General features: G+C 56.5%; 19 protein-coding genes and 3 tRNA genes. 15 read left to right on the plus strand and 7 right to left on the minus strand.

Features of this window, described 5'->3' with window-relative positions; translation table 11 throughout:
- The 3 genes from HZA03_06620 to HZA03_06630 form a co-directional block, all read right to left on the minus strand.
- The coding region (locus tag HZA03_06620) for a sigma 54-interacting transcriptional regulator (protein MBI5637624.1) at positions 1–1,088 on the minus strand (1,088 nt) is incomplete at its 3' end.
- A gap of 33 nt (positions 1,089–1,121) precedes the next feature.
- Entirely contained in the window at positions 1,122–2,291 is a 1,170-nt protein-coding gene (gene hemW / locus HZA03_06625; GenBank protein MBI5637625.1) for a radical SAM family heme chaperone HemW, read from the minus strand.
- Between the two features lie 57 nt (positions 2,292–2,348).
- Positions 2,349–3,827, minus strand: a complete 1,479-nt coding sequence (locus tag HZA03_06630) for an ATP-binding protein (GenBank protein MBI5637626.1) — start codon at positions 3,825–3,827, stop codon at positions 2,349–2,351.
- Positions 3,828–4,176: 349 nt separating this feature from the next.
- Here HZA03_06630 and HZA03_06635 point away from each other — a divergent pair, with 349 nt between their 5' ends.
- The 4 genes from HZA03_06635 (at position 4,177) to HZA03_06650 (ending at position 6,841) form a co-directional block, all read left to right on the plus strand.
- Positions 4,177–5,721 carry an FHA domain-containing protein gene (locus HZA03_06635; GenBank protein ID MBI5637627.1) on the plus strand — a complete coding sequence of 515 codons (1,545 nt, stop codon included), beginning with the start codon at positions 4,177–4,179 and terminating at the stop codon, positions 5,719–5,721.
- A complete protein-coding gene (locus tag HZA03_06640; protein ID MBI5637628.1) occupies positions 5,697–6,434 on the plus strand; it encodes a hypothetical protein in 738 nt (245 codons plus the stop codon). The genes HZA03_06635 and HZA03_06640 overlap by 25 nt, the downstream gene beginning before the upstream one ends.
- 50 nt (positions 6,435–6,484) lie before the next feature.
- A tRNA-Pro gene (locus HZA03_06645) sits at positions 6,485–6,561 on the plus strand.
- Between the two features lie 204 nt (positions 6,562–6,765).
- A tRNA-Ala gene (locus HZA03_06650) sits at positions 6,766–6,841 on the plus strand.
- Positions 6,842–7,165: 324 nt separating this feature from the next.
- Here HZA03_06650 and HZA03_06655 read toward each other — a convergent pair.
- The 3 genes from HZA03_06655 to HZA03_06665 form a co-directional block, all read right to left on the minus strand.
- Entirely contained in the window at positions 7,166–7,699 is a 534-nt protein-coding gene (locus HZA03_06655; protein MBI5637629.1) for an HNH endonuclease, read from the minus strand.
- Positions 7,700–7,799: 100 nt separating this feature from the next.
- On the minus strand, positions 7,800–8,558 hold the full coding sequence (locus HZA03_06660) for a class I SAM-dependent methyltransferase (GenBank protein ID MBI5637630.1): 759 nt from the start codon (positions 8,556–8,558) through the stop codon (positions 7,800–7,802).
- A 52-nt stretch (positions 8,559–8,610) separates the two neighbouring features.
- A tRNA-Asp gene (locus tag HZA03_06665) sits at positions 8,611–8,687 on the minus strand.
- A 263-nt stretch (positions 8,688–8,950) separates the two neighbouring features.
- Between HZA03_06665 and HZA03_06670 the strand changes: the two genes are divergently transcribed.
- Positions 8,951–9,190, plus strand: a complete 240-nt coding sequence (locus HZA03_06670) for a hypothetical protein (protein ID MBI5637631.1) — start codon at positions 8,951–8,953, stop codon at positions 9,188–9,190.
- Here HZA03_06670 and HZA03_06675 read toward each other — a convergent pair.
- Positions 9,187–10,110, minus strand: coding sequence for a 2-dehydropantoate 2-reductase (locus HZA03_06675; protein MBI5637632.1), 924 nt, complete (start codon positions 10,108–10,110; stop codon positions 9,187–9,189). The genes HZA03_06670 and HZA03_06675 overlap by 4 nt on opposite strands.
- Before the next feature lie 100 nt (positions 10,111–10,210).
- Here HZA03_06675 and tsaE point away from each other — a divergent pair, with 100 nt between their 5' ends.
- From tsaE to ptsP, 10 genes are all read left to right on the plus strand, one after another.
- Positions 10,211–10,699, plus strand: a complete 489-nt coding sequence (tsaE, locus tag HZA03_06680) for a tRNA (adenosine(37)-N6)-threonylcarbamoyltransferase complex ATPase subunit type 1 TsaE (protein ID MBI5637633.1) — start codon at positions 10,211–10,213, stop codon at positions 10,697–10,699.
- Complete coding sequence (lptC, locus tag HZA03_06685) at positions 10,668–11,270, plus strand: LPS export ABC transporter periplasmic protein LptC (protein MBI5637634.1); 603 nt, start codon at positions 10,668–10,670, stop codon at positions 11,268–11,270. Before tsaE ends, lptC begins: the two co-directional genes overlap by 32 nt.
- 16 nt (positions 11,271–11,286) lie before the next feature.
- Positions 11,287–11,766 (plus strand): hypothetical protein, encoded by a 480-nt coding sequence (locus HZA03_06690; protein ID MBI5637635.1) that lies wholly within the window; start codon positions 11,287–11,289, stop codon positions 11,764–11,766.
- 59 nt (positions 11,767–11,825) lie between these two features.
- Positions 11,826–12,551, plus strand: a complete 726-nt coding sequence (gene lptB / locus HZA03_06695; protein ID MBI5637636.1) for an LPS export ABC transporter ATP-binding protein — start codon at positions 11,826–11,828, stop codon at positions 12,549–12,551.
- Between the two features lie 7 nt (positions 12,552–12,558).
- Positions 12,559–14,025, plus strand: a complete 1,467-nt coding sequence (gene rpoN, locus HZA03_06700; protein MBI5637637.1) for an RNA polymerase factor sigma-54 — start codon at positions 12,559–12,561, stop codon at positions 14,023–14,025.
- Between the two features lie 27 nt (positions 14,026–14,052).
- On the plus strand, positions 14,053–14,391 hold the full coding sequence (raiA, locus tag HZA03_06705) for a ribosome-associated translation inhibitor RaiA (GenBank protein ID MBI5637638.1): 339 nt from the start codon (positions 14,053–14,055) through the stop codon (positions 14,389–14,391).
- A gap of 67 nt (positions 14,392–14,458) precedes the next feature.
- On the plus strand, positions 14,459–14,917 hold the full coding sequence (locus HZA03_06710) for a PTS sugar transporter subunit IIA (GenBank protein MBI5637639.1): 459 nt from the start codon (positions 14,459–14,461) through the stop codon (positions 14,915–14,917).
- A 33-nt stretch (positions 14,918–14,950) separates the two neighbouring features.
- Positions 14,951–15,358, plus strand: a complete 408-nt coding sequence (locus HZA03_06715) for a PTS sugar transporter subunit IIA (GenBank protein MBI5637640.1) — start codon at positions 14,951–14,953, stop codon at positions 15,356–15,358.
- On the plus strand, positions 15,351–15,614 hold the full coding sequence (locus tag HZA03_06720) for an HPr family phosphocarrier protein (GenBank protein MBI5637641.1): 264 nt from the start codon (positions 15,351–15,353) through the stop codon (positions 15,612–15,614). Before HZA03_06715 ends, HZA03_06720 begins: the two co-directional genes overlap by 8 nt.
- A gap of 39 nt (positions 15,615–15,653) precedes the next feature.
- Positions 15,654–17,420 (plus strand): phosphoenolpyruvate--protein phosphotransferase, encoded by a 1,767-nt coding sequence (gene ptsP, locus HZA03_06725; GenBank protein MBI5637642.1) that lies wholly within the window; start codon positions 15,654–15,656, stop codon positions 17,418–17,420.
- Positions 17,421–17,447 lie beyond the last annotated feature (27 nt).

Raw genomic sequence — 17,447 nt, forward strand, 5'->3', positions numbered from 1 at the left:
TCCTCCTTGCGTTCGGCCAGCGATGGCATCTTTATCCGCACCACGTTGAGGCGGTAAAAAAGGTCTTCGCGGAACTTTTTTTCCTCGACCAGTTTTTCCAAATCCTTGTTGGTGGCCGCCACCACGCGCACATCCACCTTTATCGGATGAATGCCGCCGACGCGGTTGAACGCCCCTTCCTGCAACACCCGCAGAAGCTTCACCTGCATGCCCGGCGTTGTCTCGCCGATTTCATCAAGGAAGATGGTGCCGCCGTGCGCCGCCTCGAACAGGCCGGCTTTTTGGCTGTCCGCGCCGGTGAAGGAGCCTTTTTCGTACCCGAAAAGCTCCGATTCCAGCAGCGTCTCGGTCAACGCGCCGCAGTTAACGGCGACGTAAGGGGAACTTTTGCGGGGGCTGGTGTTATGGATGAAACGGGCGATCAGCTCTTTGCCGGTGCCGCTTTCGCCGGTGATCAGCACCGTGGCGGATGAGTGCGCCACTTTGCTGGCATCGCCGACCACCTTTTTCAACGCCAGGCTTTCCCCGATAATGGTGAATTTTTCACCTAGCTCTTCCTTGAGCCTCTTATTCTCCTGATTGACGTTGGTATACACCTGCGCTTTCAGGATGGCCGCCGCGGCCACTTCGCTGAACGCAATCAGCATTTCCAGGTCTTCCTGGCCCAACACCTCGCCGTTGGCGCGGTCGATGATCTCGATCACCCCTAAAATCTTCTCTCCCACCTTCAGCGGAGCGCACGCGATGGAGTTGGTATCGAATCCGATGGCGGAAGATATCTTGTTATTCCAGCGGGGGTCCTCCTTCACATCGGTCACCAGCAACGGCTTGCCGTTCTCCGCCACCCAACCGGCGATCCCTTCCCCCTTGTCCAGTTCGTACAGCTTTACTTCTTCCTTTTTATCGCCCGTGACGATATGGAAAAAAAGCTTGCCGCTCTTATCATCCTTCAGGAGCAATGAACTCGCCTTTGCGTTCATTATTTTTGTGGCTGTAACGATAATAACGTCCAACAGATTATCCAAATCGATCGTTGCCGTAACAATCTCGGATATATCCTTGAATATTTTTATACGATTGTCAGCCATGAGCTTATTTTTCCTCCATTTGTGTGCATATTATCACACCTTTGAGAATTCAAGGAGGACGTTATCCAAATAGTGTATCCCTTTTTTACTTAGCTTTAACGATGAATCGGTAACTGTTATATACTTTTCTTCTCGAAGCTTGGCGAGAGGCTTTTCAAAGCGCTCCTTGAAATTCATATTTAATGCGTTACTTAACTCTTTAAATGTTACATCATTGTTTATTAATCGCAAACGCATAAGCAAGTAATCGATTATGCGCGCCTTTTCATCTGTAAATATCTCCTTAAAAGCATATCCTTTGCTTTCGATAAGATGCATATATTCTTCCACCTCGTCCGGGTTTGCCAGCCGTTTGCCGTTGATGAAAGAATGCGCCCCGCTCCCCAATCCCAAAAACGGTTTTCCCAGCCAGTAAGCGGTATTGTGGCGGCATTCGCGTCCGGGCAGGGCGTAGTTTGATATCTCATAGTGACGGTACCCGGCCTCTTCCAGCGCGGCGGTTATGGCTTCACTCATTTCGTATGTTTCGTCATCATCCGGCAATCCCGCCGTTCCATCGCACACCATTTTTTCCAGCGGGGTTCCCTCCTCCAAAATCAGTTGGTAGGCGGAAATATGTTCCGGCCGCAGATCAAGCAACGTCCGCAAATCATCTTTCAAGCCGGCCATTGTCTGCCCCGGAAGGCCGTACATGAGGTCGAGCGAGACGTTATCAAACCCCGCGGCCCGCGCCGTGGCAAAGGTCTCCCGCGCGGCGGCGGAGGTATGGCTTCGTCCAATGATTTTTAGCAGGTGGCCGCTGAAGCTTTGCACGCCAATGCTCAATCGGTTTACCCCGTTCCGGCGCCACAGTTCAAAAAGTCCTTCCGAAGCCGCCCCGGGATTTGCCTCAACGGTAAATTCGGCCCCCTCCTCAATGCTAAAGTGTCCCGCTATCCCCCTCAGTACCCTTTCCATAAGCTGCGCGGAAAGGTAGGATGGCGTTCCGCCCCCTATATAGACCGTCGGCGCCGCCAACCGCGGGGCGGCGTCCATTTCCCGCTCCAAAGCAGCCGTATACGGCTCCATCAGGCGCTCAATTCCGGCAAACGAAGCAAAATCGCAATAAACGCACTTGGAGCGGCAAAACGGGATGTGGATGTATAAGGACGCCTTTTCCAGCATCTGGTTAATATTTTCACCGATCACCCCAAAACCAGCCACCAATGATCACCTGAAAACCAGCCAGTTAATGTGCAACGGTCTTGCGGCCGTCGTTTTTTAAACACCCTCGATAAACGCATCGCGGAGCAGTTTACTCTGCCTGTCAAATGCCTGCCTGGGGTTCTTGGGATCTTTCATAAGGGCGATCTCTTGAGTGATTAGCCGGGCAAGGTTCAACGTATGGGTATCCGCCCTTGAGGACTCTCTCTTGTAAAGTGGATGGTCGCGGTTCAAATAAATTGTCGTGTCCTCGGTAAAAACTTCGGGGCCGTTCTCCCCGAAGCTGTCAACAACGCAAGAAACGCCGGTATCCCCAAACTTTATTTTTTTTATGATGGCGTTTGGGGTAAGGCTTTTCACCTTTGGTTTCTTTTTTCTTTTCTTGGGGGGTTCCTTTTGTTGTTCCGCGGGAGTTACGTCTTGTGTGGAAACGCCCCCGTTCGTTTCGGGGGTTATGGCCGGGGTGCCGGATCCTTTCGTCCGCTCCCCGACGGGGAACGCGCCAAATGGCGACAGGTCCGGGTTTGCCGCAAGAGCCTTGTAAATCCTTTGTAAGGCATCCTTCAGCACCCTGCTGATCTTTCGACCCTCGGTTTTTGTGGTCAACTTGTGTATATAGGTTTTTATCCCCTCCATGACCACAAGCATGGCGCGGTTGAATTCTTTGTATTCGTCGGAGTCTTTTAAAAAACCCGTTCTATCGCTCGTAATGGGAAGGAAATCGGCGTTGACTTCGCCCCTGACCCTGACAAAAACCTTTCCCCACGTTTCCATCCCGAAAAGCTCTCTCTTGACCGTAACCTGCTTGACCTTGACCTCTATTCCAGGTTCGGTCGAAAGGATCGCCGTTTCCGCGACTATTATTATTTCTCCGGTAATGATTCCAAAGGAGGTTCCTTCGAGGACGGGAATTTTATGTCCCGACAAGCTCTTGGGCGTCACGGTGTTATTGTTTATTTTGACACGGAAATGCGGGGCTTTAATCGGAGTTCCCTCGACAATTTTCCCCTCTATGTCTTTCGGGTCGAACCTTTTTTCCATTCCGGACAGGATTACGGTGGTGCCGTTTTCCTTTCTGAAATCCGGGGGAAGTATCTCAAGGGGGAGTTTCCACTCGTTTTTGCCGCTTTCCCAAATTTCCTTGTCAAATACGACCCTAGCGACAAAATCGTCCTTTTTAGTGAGAACCTCGAAACGTTTGCAGACGGAAAGGCTTGCGAACTTTCCGATTCCGAACATTCCTATCCTGTCCCTCCCGTGTATGGGAGATTTTGGGGAATTTAATTTGTTCTGCGAACCAATGTTGAAATACTGCGTTAGACCGTTCATGTCCATTCCGCTTCCGTTGTCCCTTACCTCAATGGAATCATCGCCGGTAATTACGTTGACCAAAGTCGCATCGGCATCATAGGCGTTGTTGGCCAGTTCACGGACAAATTCGATACTTTCCGCGTACAGCCTTTCCCCTATGGTTGTGATGTGGCTTTTATCAATCGTTACGGGAACGAATTGCGGCAGGTTGCCAGTGTCGCTCATTATTTCAATATTCTACCCCGATTTTTTCGCCCCAGAAAAGCTATTTGATGCCAACACTTACCAAGGAACTCGTTAGTATGTCTGGGTGCCGTACCCTTGCGGGGTATCTCCGTTCCTCCTTCCGCAGGCTTTGCCGCCGCATATTTATTCCGCCATTCCCGGGTCACCCCGTGCCGCGGCACTGGGCCGGCATGTTTGGCACATTGTGGCAATGGCAGGCAAAATTGCCTACCCTGCCGAAGTAAAATTGGAATCCGGGATAAAGCGGAGTCCCCCCAAAAAAACACTCACAGATAACGCCTGTTTATTTATATAATTCTTGGTTGATGGCTAATGTATATGGAATGGCATGAGCGAAGAACCTAAGAAACCCGGCGACGGGGATATGGAGACCGACCCCACCGCGTCGATGTCCGGCGATCTTGGCCGTCTTCTGGAAGAGCGCGAACGGCTGGACGAGCTTTTACGCAACAAATACACGAAGAACATAACGGTGATGTTCACCGACATGAAGGGTTCCACCGCCCTCGCGGAAACCGAGGGCAACTTCGCGGCGCGTTTCTTGATCGAACAGCATAACAAAATCGTCTTCCCGATAATCGAGCAGCAACACGGCCATCTGGTGAAAACAATGGGGGACGGCACACTCTCCTGGTTCGACGCGCCGCAGGACGCCGTCCGCTGCGGCATTCAAATCCAAAAAAGCGTCGCCGAGTTTAACAAAGCCAAAAACCCCAAAGTGCCGATCCAGGTGCGCATCGGGATACACATCGGGCAGGGGCTTGTGGAAAAAAAGGATATTTACGGCGATGTGGTGAATGTGGCTTCCCGCATAGAAACGCAGGGCAACCCCGGCGAAGTGTACCTTTCGGAGGATACCTACAACGCGCTGGCGGACAAAGACGAGATTTACTGCTCTTTCCAGAAACTTACTTCGCTCAAGGGTAAAAAGGAGCCGTTCAGGATTTTTAAGGCGTTCTGGATTCCGGAAGAGATCGCGGAAGACAAAAAAGCCCCTAAAGCGTTCACTGTGGAAGAGAAGAAAAAAGCGGCGTCCACCAGTTCCATACTCACCCAGAGCCAGATGTTCAAATTCCAAAAAAGCTCGAAAGAGGTGGCTGCGGAAACCGGCGCCATCGGACCGAGCATCGTGATCGAAGAGGCCGACCGCGGCAAACGGATCGTTCACCTCAACCAGCCCGAAACGGTTATTGGCCGCGCGCCGGACAGCGATGTGGTGCTGGACGAAAGCTATATTTCCCGCCACCATGCCAAAATAACGCTGGAAAACGGAAAGTATTTTATCGAAGACCTCGGCAGCCGCATCGGCACCACCATCAACGGCGGGCAAGTGACGAAAAAGGAACTGGCCTTCGGCGATGAAATCTCGCTGGGGGAAATCCGCATCACCTTTGTGGCGCCCACCGGCGGCCATAAGGGAGCGGTTTCGCCGGACGGAGACGAGGCCGCCGCAACGATGGTCATGGGAGCGATGACAAAAAAATTCAAGCTCGTGGCCCTCGGGCCGGACAAGGAGTTCCATGAATTCCAGGTTTCCGGCGAAGAAAAGGTTATCGGCCGCCACGAAGAGGCCCAGATACGCCTGAGCGACAACCTCGTAAGCCGCCGCCACGCCAAGATATGGGAGGAGAACGGCCAGGTATTCATCGAGGATATGGGATCCAACAACGGCACGCTGGTGGACGGCCAAATCATTCCGAAAGCGGAACCGGTCATTCTGCACGAAAAAACGCTGGTCACCATCTGCTCGTACCGGCTTGTGCTGCTGAATGTTCTCGACAAGCCGGTTCCGGAAATGTTCACCTCCACCTCTCCCACCGCCTCCCTGGTCAGCAAAATGAAGGGCCTGTGGGACAGCAAAGGCTCGAAGTAACACTTCCCGCCGCGCTCGCCAACGTGGGAATCGTCCTGGACCGCACCCGCCACGCGGCCAACATCGGCGCGGTCTGCCGCGTGATGAAAAATCTCGGCTTTTCCAACCTGCATTTGGTGAACCCGACCGAATACGGTCACCTCGCCGCCATACGGATGATCCGGGGAGCGGAGGATATTCTGGAAAACGCCGCAATCAGCCCCGCTTTCCCCGAAGCGGTCGGCGGTTATCATATCGCCTTCGCCGCCAGCCACCGGATGAAGCGGGGGGAGTCGCTCGACATTGCCGCCGCCGCGCGGGAAATCGCCGCCCTCGCGCGCGGCAACCGGGTGGCGGTGGTTTTCGGATCGGAAAAATTCGGGCTCACGCGCGAAGACCTTGACCGGTGCGGCAAAGTGCTCGCCATACCGTCCAATCCCGGCTTCCCCTCCATCAACCTCGCGCAGGCGGTGGCGATGGTCTGCCTTGAAGTGCGCCTTTGCATGGACGGCCAGCCGGGCCGCGAAACCGCCGCTCCAATAATCAACCTCCCCATCGCGGAACGGGACAGATTTTACCAGGAACTGTTCGCCCTCTTTGCCGAACTGGGCATGGGCGCGCCGTCCGTGCCGGAAAAGCTGAAGGACATCTTCGACCGGGCCAATCTCGACGCGCGCGAACAAAACCTTTTCTACGGACTGATAAAGGAAGTGCGGCGGCTCAAACGTAATTAGAATTTTGCCGTAACCGCCGTTATGCGTTATTGTAATGCCTGCCACGGATACGGGATGTAGCGCAGCTGGCTAGCGCACCTGCTTTGGGAGCAGGGGGTCGCCGGTTCGAATCCGGCCATCCCGACCAATTCAGGCATTGTGAAAATTCAGGGGCGATTGGCCGTTCGTTCCAATTTTTTCCGCAGACAAAGCAAGTTTTTCGCCACGCGCCGCACCACCCAAGGGTTCTTCCGCAAAACTTCTCCGGCATGGACGAAGAAAAATGTTTGACAAGACAAACGTGTATCGTTACTCTGTAGCTTCGTTTCGTGAGAAGCGAAAATCGCTGGTTGGGGCTGTAGCGCAGTTGGGAGCGCGCTTGAATGGCATTCAAGAGGCCGGGGGTTCGATTCCCCCCAGCTCCACCATATTTTTACCATTGTTCATGCTAAATCCAACGACTTCGCTTTACCCCCAATCAATGGGGGGGGATCGAAAGTGAGCTTGCTTACGCGACCGGCAAGGGAGCGTTTCCGTGCATGGAGGCACGGAAAGTAAGCGAATCGGGGCCGATGGAGCGGCAACGTGATGTTGCCGCGAACAGTGGCCATCCCCCCCAGATCCACCATTAATTTGTGGCCTGCTCCGGCTTTCGTCTTGAACCGTAAAATAAGGTTCGTATGGCCTCGGTTGATAGCCGAAGGATGGTTTGAGCAGCCACCTCAGGGGAGGGTGGTTGGGCGGCGTTTTTTTTAGATGGCGTCTTTAACGTAGGCGGCGAGATATTTCTGCCAGCTTTTGATGAAGCTTTCAGGCACGGTGGGGGGATGGTTCGAAAACGTGATGAACTTTGGCACATACGGTTTCCGGATAAGCCGCATGCCGGTGTCGCCGATCAGGCGGTTTCCTTTTTTCAGGTTGCACTTTTTGCAGGCAGCCACCACGTTCAGCCAACTGATGCCGCCGCCGAGCGAGCGGGGGACGATGTGATCCATGGTCATATCCTCTTCGGTCTGGCCGCAGTACTGGCAGGTGCGCCGGTCGCGCCGGAGGATGTTTTTTTTGCTGAACGCGACCATTCCCCAGTTGGGGATGCGGACATGGCGCTTGAGGCGGATGACGGTGGGGCAGGCCATTTGGCCGCTGAAGGAGCGGAGCACGACGCCGTCGCTTTCGATCTGCTCGGCGCGTTCGGCCAGCAGCATGCTCACGGCGCGGCGCGCCGGGGTAAAGTGCAGCGGCTCGAACGTGTTGTTCAGCACCAGTACCTTTAGCCGTTCAATCATTGTGGCGTATGTCTTTCCCTCAAAAGTTATATCACCACGCAGAATTGTATTTTGACAGGGCCGCGCCTGTCAACGTCGGCGGGAAGGGGGGGCGGGGAGGTTACGGTTTCGGCTTGCGGGCCAGCGCCGTGTAGCCGAGGCAATCGTCGCCGCCGCCGAATGCCAGCGAAATATTGCCGAGGATGGCGAAGAAGAGGAACCACGGCAGCATCAGCGCCCCTATCAACGCCAAAAGGAGCCGCTTGAACAGGCCAACCCCCTGCGGAATGAGGAATGGCAGGGCCAGCGCCATGCATTTATAGCTTGCCACGGTAACGGGGTTGCCGCGCGCGTAGATTTCCACGCCGGTGAAACCGCTTTCCGCCAGCAGCATCTTCAGGCCGGACGGCGTGTAGCGGAAATAATCATGCGGGATGTAATGCCACCGCGCCGCAAAGGGAACCGTGAGGAGGAGGCGTCCGCCCCCTTTAAGGCAGCGGAACGCTTCGGCCAGAAAGAGCCGCGGATCGCGCAGGTGTTCCAGCGTTTCGGTGGCGAGCACGATATCGGCAACGCCGCTCTCCACCGGCCAGCGGTCTCCGGTGTAGTAGATGGTGCCGGGCGTCTTGTAGCCGAAATCGGCCTCCGCCGCCCGCTGGTCAATGCCGATGTAACGCACATCCGGCGGCAGCAACGGGCGGTAGGGCTGCGCGCCGCACCCGGCATCCAGCAGCGTTCCTTCCGCTTTTGTCAAAAACGGGGCGAGGTCGCTCCACACGGTGCCGGCCTGCAGATCGAAAAAGCGCCGCAGCCCGCTGAGCGATGTGCAGGGGGGCGGCTGCCACCGTTCTTCCAGCCGGTTGGCCAGGTTTTCACGCATTTTTTCCATTATCGGCACTCTACCAAATGCGGGGGAATGGCGGGAATAAAAATGGCGGGGTTGACGGGACTCGAACCCGCGACCTTCTGCGTGACAGGCAGACGTACTAACCAACTGTACTACAACCCCAGCCGGATGAAGGGGTAATGGTAATGTGGCCTGTCATGTTTGTCAACTTCAAATTGCCCGTTTTTCACTCTCCGTGGGCTGCAAACAAGGGGCGGGATATGTAATAAAACATCGGGTTGCCAGCCACGATGTAATAATCCAATTATGGAATTGACTTTTGGGGCATGCCACGGTAACCTTCTCCACGTTTTGGCTCGTGGCCGGAAGAGTGCTGCTTGTCAAGCGCGTTTATTTTTCAGATTGTTTAGCGGGAAGGACATTAAGTGATGATGGAAAACAACAAGGTTGTGACGATCTGCAATCACTGCGGCGGCAAACTGACCATGAACGGCGATATTCTCTCCTGCCTTATGTGCGGGCGCGAAGCGGATCACTTGTGTGATAACTGCCTGATAAAGCCGGGGCAAAACGCGGATAAGGACAAGAAAGAAACGAAAAAGGCGGCTGGAAAAAGCGTGCGCAAGGCAGCCCCAAGCAAGAAGCCGGTAAAAGCAAAGCGCTAACGCCGGTCTCCTCCCCCCGCCGCGTCGATTGCCGATACGGCGGCCCAGACCGCTTCATTATACGGCGTGGCGACGCCGTGTTTCTTTCCTTCTTCCACCACCGTTCCGTTCATGATGTCTATCTCGGTGCTCTTTCCCTGTTTCACGTCCTGCAGCGTGGAGGGGTAAACTTCCCCCCCTTTGAGGGTGTTCTCGATATACCTGTCCGGCAGCGCCGCATTCACCGGCACTCCGGCGGCGTGGGCGACCGCCACCAGTTCCTCCATCAGCTTTTTAATGATGACTCTCGTGGGGGGGTGGTTGAGAAGCGGATGCACCGGCAGGCGGGTGAGGGCGCTGAGGCCGTTGAACCCGGCGTTCCACATCAGCTTTTCCCATTTGTCTTTTTTGATGTTGGCGGAGAGGTTGCATGTGATACCGGCCTCTTCAAACAGCTTTTTAAACGCCGCGGTCCGTTCGCTTGGCGCGCCGTCCAGTTCGCCGATGGTGATGACGCCGCGCGCGGTGTGGCTGATCTTTCCCGGCCCCTCCAGCGCCGCGCCGATGTGGGCGATGCCGCCGGCCACCTTTTCGGCTCCCACGGCATCGATGAAAAACCGCTCGCTGCCGGCGCCGTTCTGGAGGCTGATGACGGTGGTGGTTTCGCCCGCCTGTTCCTTCAGTTGCGGCAAGAGGGCGGCGGTATCTTTGTGTTTTACGCAGAGGAGGATGAGGCCGAGGCCGGCAATCGGCCCAAAACGTTCGGCCGATTCGGGATGAACGGTAAAATCGCCCTGGCAGCTCCGCACCGAAAGGCCGTGTTCCCGCAGCGCTTTCAGATGCTCCCCGCGCGCGGTGAAAAAAACCTCGTGCCCGGCCAGCGCCAGTCTGCCGCCGAAATAGCCGCCCACCGCGCCCGCCCCCAACACCAGTATCTTCATGACCACGAATTTACCAGAACCGCATGGCGGCACAACAGGCATTTTATATGGGGCGGGGGGGGCGTTGTGTGTTTCAGGCCTTTTGCCGCATAATTCAGGCATGGCACATGAAATACCGGGGACGCCGGCGCCGTTTCCCGCGCGGCGGATCACCCGATCCGAAGAAGAGACCGTGGCTTTCGCGCGGGAACTGGCCGCCGGACTCCGCGCGGGGGACGTGCTCTGCCTTTCCGGCGAACTGGGGGCCGGCAAGACCGCTTTTGTCCGCGGGCTGGTGGACGGCCTGCGGGGGGCGGGGGGCGGCGCGCCGGTGAAAAGCCCCACCTACACCATTTTGAACATATACGAAGGGGTTCCGCCGATCCACCATTTTGATTTCTACCGCGTGGAAAACGCCGGCGACATCACCGCCCTGGGGCTTGATGATTATTGGGGGAAGGGGATCAGCGTCGTTGAATGGCCCAAGTCATTCTGTTATTCTCTTCCCGGCAGAATAATTAATGTGACCATGGGAATAACCGGACAAAACGAACGTACCATCGAGGTAAGCGCGCCGCATGATAACCAGAACGTTTTACCATGCGCTTGACAGGTTGCGGTTCGCGCTCCGTTTTGCCTTGTTGACCGCCATTGCCGGGGTGATCGTGGCGGGGGGGTATCACATCATGTCCCATCCGGGCGCCGTCAACGCGGGCAATGCGTGGATTGCGTCCGATGGGCTTGGCGGCGAAGGCGTGCGCGGCAGGATCAAGGCGTTCAAGATGTCCGAAAAAACCGCCGGCGAAGACCGGTGGAACATCACGGCCGACGTGGTCAGCATGAAGGATGATGTAAGGGAAATGACGGAGGTGCATATGCGCTATCTCCCCGCCGCGAAACGGGGGCTGATGGGGCTGGATCTTTCATCGCCCGCCGCCGTGGTGCAAAACGCCACCAGCGACATCGTATTCAGCGGCGGGGTGTCGGTAAAAACAAATGGGGCGCCGCCGGCCACCCTGCATGCCCAAACGCTCAACTGGAGCCAGAAAAAGCGCCAGATATTCACCGGCGACGCGGTGCGGCTGGAAAGCCGGACGGCCGTCATCACCGGCCGGGGGCTGGTGGTCGATATGGAACGGCAAACCTTCGCGGTTCTCGATGCGGTTCAGGCGACATTTTAGGACGGAGGGATAAAGCATGAAAGCCGTTTCCCAAGTCCTGTTTTTCTGCTTCCTCCTGCTGCCGGCGGTTTGCGGCGCTGAACCGCTGGATTTAAAAACCATCATCACCGCCGACCGGATGACCACCGAAAGCGGAACAAACCGCATCCTTTTCGAGGGGAACGTGGAAGCCAAGCACGGCAATATGGTGCTCAAGGCGGAACATCTGGAAGTGTACGGCGATGAGAAAAAAGAGAGTTTCACCAAAATCATCGCCATCGGCAATGTGCGGGTGACCAAAGGGGATCATCGCCTGGAAGGGGGACGCGCGGAGCTGACATACGAAGATAAAAAAGTGGTTGTTACCGATAATCCGGTTGTCTTTGAAAAGGAAAACAAAATCAGCGGGGAAAGGATCGTATATTCCTATGACAATGGGGGTATAATGATCGAGGGAGGTAGTGGACAGAAAGCCTCGGTGGAGCTTTCCAATACCAAGCCGCTAAAAAATAGATAGTTATGGTGCGATGTCTTGAAGCTACATTATAGTTTTGTCACTGCCCGGAGGTTGGAGCTTTGCGGATTTTAAAGGCTGCGGGTTTGGTAAAGACCTACCGGGGCCGCAGGGTTGTTGACAGCGTTGATGTTGAAATCCGCGAGGGCGAAGTGGTCGGTTTGCTGGGGCCGAACGGCGCCGGCAAGACAACCACTTTTTACATGATCGTCGGACTCACCCGCTCTGAAGGGGGTACGGTTCGCGTGGATGACACGGATATTACGCTGATGCCGATGTACCGCCGGTCGCGGCTGGGGATCGGCTATCTTGCGCAGGAGCCGTCGATTTTCCGCAAATTGACGGTAAAGGAAAATATAATGGCGGTGCTGGAGATGATGCCGCTTTCCCGGGATGAGCGGGAGCGGCGGGCCATAAGCCTGCTGGATGACTTGAAAATCGGGCATTTGGCCGAAAGTTCCGCCTCGGCCCTTTCCGGCGGCGAGCGGCGGCGGTTGGAAATCAGCCGCACAATGGCGATAAAGCCGTCGTTTTTTTTGCTGGACGAACCGTTTGCGGGGATCGATCCGCTGGCGGTGATTGAGATACAGGGAATAATAAAAGAGCTGAGGGAAAAGGGGATCGGGATACTGATCACCGACCATAACGTGCGTGAAACGCTGGAGATTGTCGACCGCGCCTATATCATCAACGAGGGGCGCATTATCGAAAGCGGTGCGCCGGACTGGATCGTCGCGTCGGAAAAAGCGCGCACCTTCTATCTGGGCAAAAATTTTTCAATGAGGTAATGGCTTGATGGGCATGGATATGAAGCTGCAGATGAAGCTCTCGCAGCGCCTTATCATGACGCCGGCGCTGCAGCAGGCGATCAAGATGCTTCCCATGACGCGCATGGAGCTCATCAGCGCCATACGGCAGGAGATGGAGGAAAACCCGTTTCTGGAAGAGGCGGCGGCCGAGGACGACACCCAGGAGGTGGAAGCCGAAGCGGCGCGCGAAGCGAGCGAAGTCCCGGAGGAGCCGGTCCGCACCGAATTTCAGGAAGACGCCGTCATGAAGGAAGCCGTCCCGGAGAAAAGCCGGACCGATGAAATAGATTGGGATTCCTATCTTCAGGAAGAAGCCTATGATGGGGGAACCGGCGAAGGGTATCAGGAACGGCCATCGCTGGAAAACACGCTCAAAGGGAGCGAATCGCTCTACGACCACCTGCTCTGGCAGCTTAACGTCACGGTGCTCCAGCCGAAACAAAACGAAATCGGCCAGCTTATCGTCGCCGACATCGACGACGACGGCTTTTTCAAGACGCCATTGGCCGAGATCGCCGAGGAATCGGGCGCCACGCTGGAAGAGGTGGCGGAGGTGCTGGCCATCATCAAGCGGTTCGATCCGACGGGCGTGGGCGCCGCCGACGTGAAGGAATGCCTCCAGCTCCAGGCCGAAGCGCTGGAGCCGGACGATCCGATCATCCGCGAAATCATCGCGGGGCATCTGGGCAACCTGACCGAACGCAACTACGCCAAGATCGCCCGCGATCTGGGGGTTGACGTGGAGCGCGTGATGGAGTCAATCGAGTTCATCCGCTGTCTCGACCCGGCGCCGGGCCGCACCATCAATCCCGAAAAGGCCCACTATGTGGAGCCGGACCTCTACCTCGTCAAGATGAACGACGACTACCATGTGCTGCTCAACGACGACGGCGTTCCGCGCCTGAAGATAAGCCCCTACTACCGCACCATCCTGAAAGGGAAAGAGCAGGTGCAGGAATCGGCCAAGGAGTTTGTGGAGAGCAAATTCCGCGCCGCGGAGTGGCTTATCAAGAGCATCGAGCAGCGCCGCCAGACCATGCTGAAAGTGGGGCGGAGCATCGTGAAATTCCAGCGCGGGTTTTTGGACCACGGCATGTCGCATCTTAAGCCGTTGGTGCTCAAGGATGTCGCGGAGGATATCGGCATGCACGAGTCCACCATCAGCCGCGTTACGCGCAACAAGTACATTCACACGCCACAGGGAATTTTTGAGCTGAAGTATTTTTTCCACAGCGGCGTGGACAGCTATTTGGGCAATATGGTCTCTTCCGTCCGCGTGAAGGAGATGATCAAAAAAATCGTGATGGAAGAGGATTCGAAGAAGCCGGCGACGGACGATCAAATCGTGAAGATGCTGGAAATGCAGGACGTTAAAATTGCCCGCCGCACGGTGACCAAATACCGGAAGGAACTTAAAGTGCCTCCGGCATCCAAACGTAAAAAGATATATTAACTAACAAAGGAAAGTGAGGGATTTGAGATGCAAATACATATTCATGGCAAGCATGTGGAGGTTACTCCCGCCCTGAAAGACTACGCGATGGAAAAGGCCGGCGTTCTTAACAAGTTCATCGACTTCAACATCCGCGCCAACATCACCCTTTCGGTGGACAAATTCCGCCAGAGGGCTGAAGTGACGGTGACCGGCGGCGGCGTGGAGTTTCGCGGCGTCGAGGAGTCCGAGGACATGTATGCCTCTATCGACAAGGTGATGGACAAAATCGCCGCGCAAGCCAAAAAATACAAGGAAAAACTCAAGGCCCATCCGCATGTGCGCGGCACGGAAATCGCCCCCGATATGGGCGCGGTGGAAGAGTAATATTCTTTAATTCCGCACAAACCGGCGGCGGTTGACGCAACCGCCGCCGGTTTTGTTTGGGGTGCCGATGGATCGGTATTTGTTTTCGGATATTCTGGATGCCCGCGCGGTTATCCCGTCGCTTAATGCCGCGACAAAGGACGGGGCGTTGCGCGAAGCGGCGCGGGCGCTGGCCGCCATCGGCGGCGGCCCCGAATTGATACACGGTCTTTTTACCGCCCGCGAGCGGCAGGCTTCCACCGCCATCGGCGATGGGGTTGCCGTTCCCCATATCAAGTGGGATGGGCCTTTTACGGCGGGACTGGCGCTCTCCCCGGCGGGGATCGAGTTCGGCGCGCTGGACGGCAAGCCGGTACATATCTTTTTCCTGCTGGCGGCGCCCCCCGCGCGCGCGGGGGAGCACCTTAAAATTATGGCGCGGATATCGCGTCTGGCGTTGGACGAACGGCTGGCCGCCCGGCTAAAAGAAACCCATGACACCGCCGCGATAATGGGTATAATTAAGCATCTTGAAGGAGAGCTTTAAGCCGCTTTCCGCGGGATTCTTAAGGGGGTATGAATGGTCGGCATCGTTATTTGCGCCCACGGCAATTTGGCGCACGAATTCATGAACGCCGCCAATTTCATCACCGGCCAGAACGGCATCCTGAATGCCGTGGCGGTGGATCATAACGTCGCGCCCGGCGAGGCGCGCACTATGGTGAAAGAGGCCATTCGCGCCGCCGACGACGGCAATGGCGTATTGGTGTTTACCGACATGTACGGGGGAACCCCTTCGAATATATGCATATCGTTGCAGGGGGACCTGCGGATGGAGATTATAGCGGGCGTGAACCTGCCGCAACTGGTAAAAGCCGTCAGCCTGCAAAAGACGCACGATATGGGGACGATGGCGAAGAAGCTGCGCGACTACGGCAAGGAAAACATCTATCTCGCTTCGGATTTTCTTCGCGCCAAGGATGCGTAGCGGCGCCGTCACGCTGGCCAACCCGTGGGGGATGCATGCCCGCTTGGCCTCCCACTTCGCGGCTGAAGCCGCCCGGTTCCGGTGCGCGGTCCGCCTCAGCGGAAGGTGCGCCGCCGACGGCAAGGAGATCATGTCCCTCTTGATGCTGGCGGCCATGCCGGGGGACGAATTGCGGCTGGAAACCGAAGGCGAGGACGAAGACGCCGCCTACGATGCGTTAACCCGTTTTTTGCTCAACGACGCCAAACTGCTTTAACCGCTTTATTCCGTGAATAAAGCGGGTTAAACTCATGCCGTGAAGATATACAAAGGCATTCTCGCCTCTCCCGGCATCGCCATTGGCAAGGCCTACGTCCTCAACCGGTTCCATCTCTCCGTGGTGGGGCACAACATAGGGCGGGCGGACGTCAAAAGCGAGACCGCACGCTTCATGGCGGCGGTGGAATCCACGCGCGGCAAGATGATCCATTCCATCGGCGCCGGCGTCAAGAACCTCACCAACAACCTGCGCGACATTCTGCACCCGCACCTGCAGCTGCTGAACGATCCCACGCTCATCGACCAGACCAGGGACGCGATAGAGCGGGAACTGATGAACGCCGAATGGGCGCTGAAAACCACCTACGAAAAGCTGGCGCAGCGTTTTGAGAAAATCCGCGATCCGTATTTCAAGGAGCGGGTGCATGACATCGAAACGGTGGTGAACAAGCTGATGCACGAATTGATGGGGCGCGAAGAGGAAAACCTCGGCAATCTCAACGAGCCGGTGGTGGTGTTCGCCCACGACCTGACGCCTTTCGACACGGCGCAGATGTCCGGCAAATACGTGCTCGGCCTTGTGACCGAAACGGGGGGGAAGACCTCGCATACCGGCATCATCGCCTCGTCGATGCGGATACCGGCGGTGGTCGGCATTCCGAAGATCACCAAGGCGGTGGAAACCGGCGATTCCGTCATCGTCGACGCGCTTGCCAGCATGGTGCTGGTTGCGCCCACCGATCACCAGTTTCAAATATACAACCGCAAGCGCCAGCAGTTCTTCTACCACGACCAGGAACTGGAGAAGGAAGCGAAACTGCCCGCCGTCACGCTGGACGGCAAGGCCGTGCGGTTGATGGCGAATATCGAATCGTCGCAGGACATCCATGCCGCGGGGGAGCACGGCGCCGAAGGGATCGGGCTGTACCGCACCGAGTTCCTGTTCGTGCGCGATAACCGGCTGCCGGATGAGGACGAACAGTTCGAGGATTACCGCAAAGTGGCCGAAAGCATCGCGCCGCATGCCGCCATTATCCGGACTCTCGACCTGGGGGGGGACAAGGTTCCTTCGGATTTTCACGAGGAGCCGGAAGACAACCCGGCGCTGGGATTGCGGGCCATCCGGTATTGCCAGCGCAATCCGGCCATTTTCCGCGCTCAACTGCGCGCCATCCTGCGCGCATCGGCCCACGGCAGCCTGAAAATAATGTATCCGATGGTCAGCAGCATCGAGGAGATACGCAAGGCGCAGAACCTGCTGGCCGGCGTGATGCGCGAATTGGAAAAGGAAAACATCGATTTCAACCGCGATATCGAAGTGGGAATGATGATCGAAACCCCTTCGGCGGCGCTCATGGCGGAGGAGTTCGCGCACTACGTCGATTTCTTCTCCATCGGCACGAATGACCTGATCCAATACCTGCTGGCCATCGACCGGGGCAACCAGAAGGTGGCCCACCTGTACCAGCCGTTGAATCCGGCGGTGATCCGCCTCCTGCATATGGTCATCAAGGCCGCCAACCAGAATAATATCGCCGTGAGCGTCTGCGGCAAAATGAGCGCCGACCCGTTTTATGCCTATCTTCTGCTCGGCATGGGGGACGTGGAGGCCCTCTCCATGGAAGCCCACTCCATCCCGAAGGTGAAGAAGTTCATCCGCGGCATCTCGGTGTACGACGCGCGCAGGCATGTGCAGAAGATACTGCAGCTCCATAATGTGCGCGACATCAAGAAGTACCTTATCACCCACATCTCGCCGTTGCTGGCGGAAGGGATGTTCTCCGAATTGACCGTGGAGGATTGAACCCGCCGCGCGGGTTTCAAGGCGGGG

This window comes from Nitrospinota bacterium, from assembly GCA_016217735.1.
Classification (GTDB): Bacteria; Nitrospinota_A; UBA7883; order JACRGQ01; family JACRGQ01; genus JACRGQ01.

Coding starts and splice junctions, on each gene's coding strand:
- HZA03_06630 (MBI5637626.1), bottom strand. CDS start 3,827: ATGAGCGACACTGGCAACCTGCCGCAATTCGTTCCCGTAACGATTGAT.
- HZA03_06635 (MBI5637627.1), top strand. CDS start 4,177: ATGAGCGAAGAACCTAAGAAACCCGGCGACGGGGATATGGAGACCGAC.
- HZA03_06655 (MBI5637629.1), bottom strand. CDS start 7,699: ATGATTGAACGGCTAAAGGTACTGGTGCTGAACAACACGTTCGAGCCG.
- HZA03_06660 (MBI5637630.1), bottom strand. CDS start 8,558: ATGCGTGAAAACCTGGCCAACCGGCTGGAAGAACGGTGGCAGCCGCCC.
- HZA03_06675 (MBI5637632.1), bottom strand. CDS start 10,110: ATGAAGATACTGGTGTTGGGGGCGGGCGCGGTGGGCGGCTATTTCGGC.
- tsaE (MBI5637633.1), top strand. CDS start 10,211: ATGGCACATGAAATACCGGGGACGCCGGCGCCGTTTCCCGCGCGGCGG.
- lptC (MBI5637634.1), top strand. CDS start 10,668: ATGATAACCAGAACGTTTTACCATGCGCTTGACAGGTTGCGGTTCGCG.
- HZA03_06690 (MBI5637635.1), top strand. CDS start 11,287: ATGAAAGCCGTTTCCCAAGTCCTGTTTTTCTGCTTCCTCCTGCTGCCG.
- rpoN (MBI5637637.1), top strand. CDS start 12,559: ATGGGCATGGATATGAAGCTGCAGATGAAGCTCTCGCAGCGCCTTATC.
- raiA (MBI5637638.1), top strand. CDS start 14,053: ATGCAAATACATATTCATGGCAAGCATGTGGAGGTTACTCCCGCCCTG.
- HZA03_06710 (MBI5637639.1), top strand. CDS start 14,459: ATGGATCGGTATTTGTTTTCGGATATTCTGGATGCCCGCGCGGTTATC.
- HZA03_06715 (MBI5637640.1), top strand. CDS start 14,951: ATGGTCGGCATCGTTATTTGCGCCCACGGCAATTTGGCGCACGAATTC.
- HZA03_06720 (MBI5637641.1), top strand. CDS start 15,351: ATGCGTAGCGGCGCCGTCACGCTGGCCAACCCGTGGGGGATGCATGCC.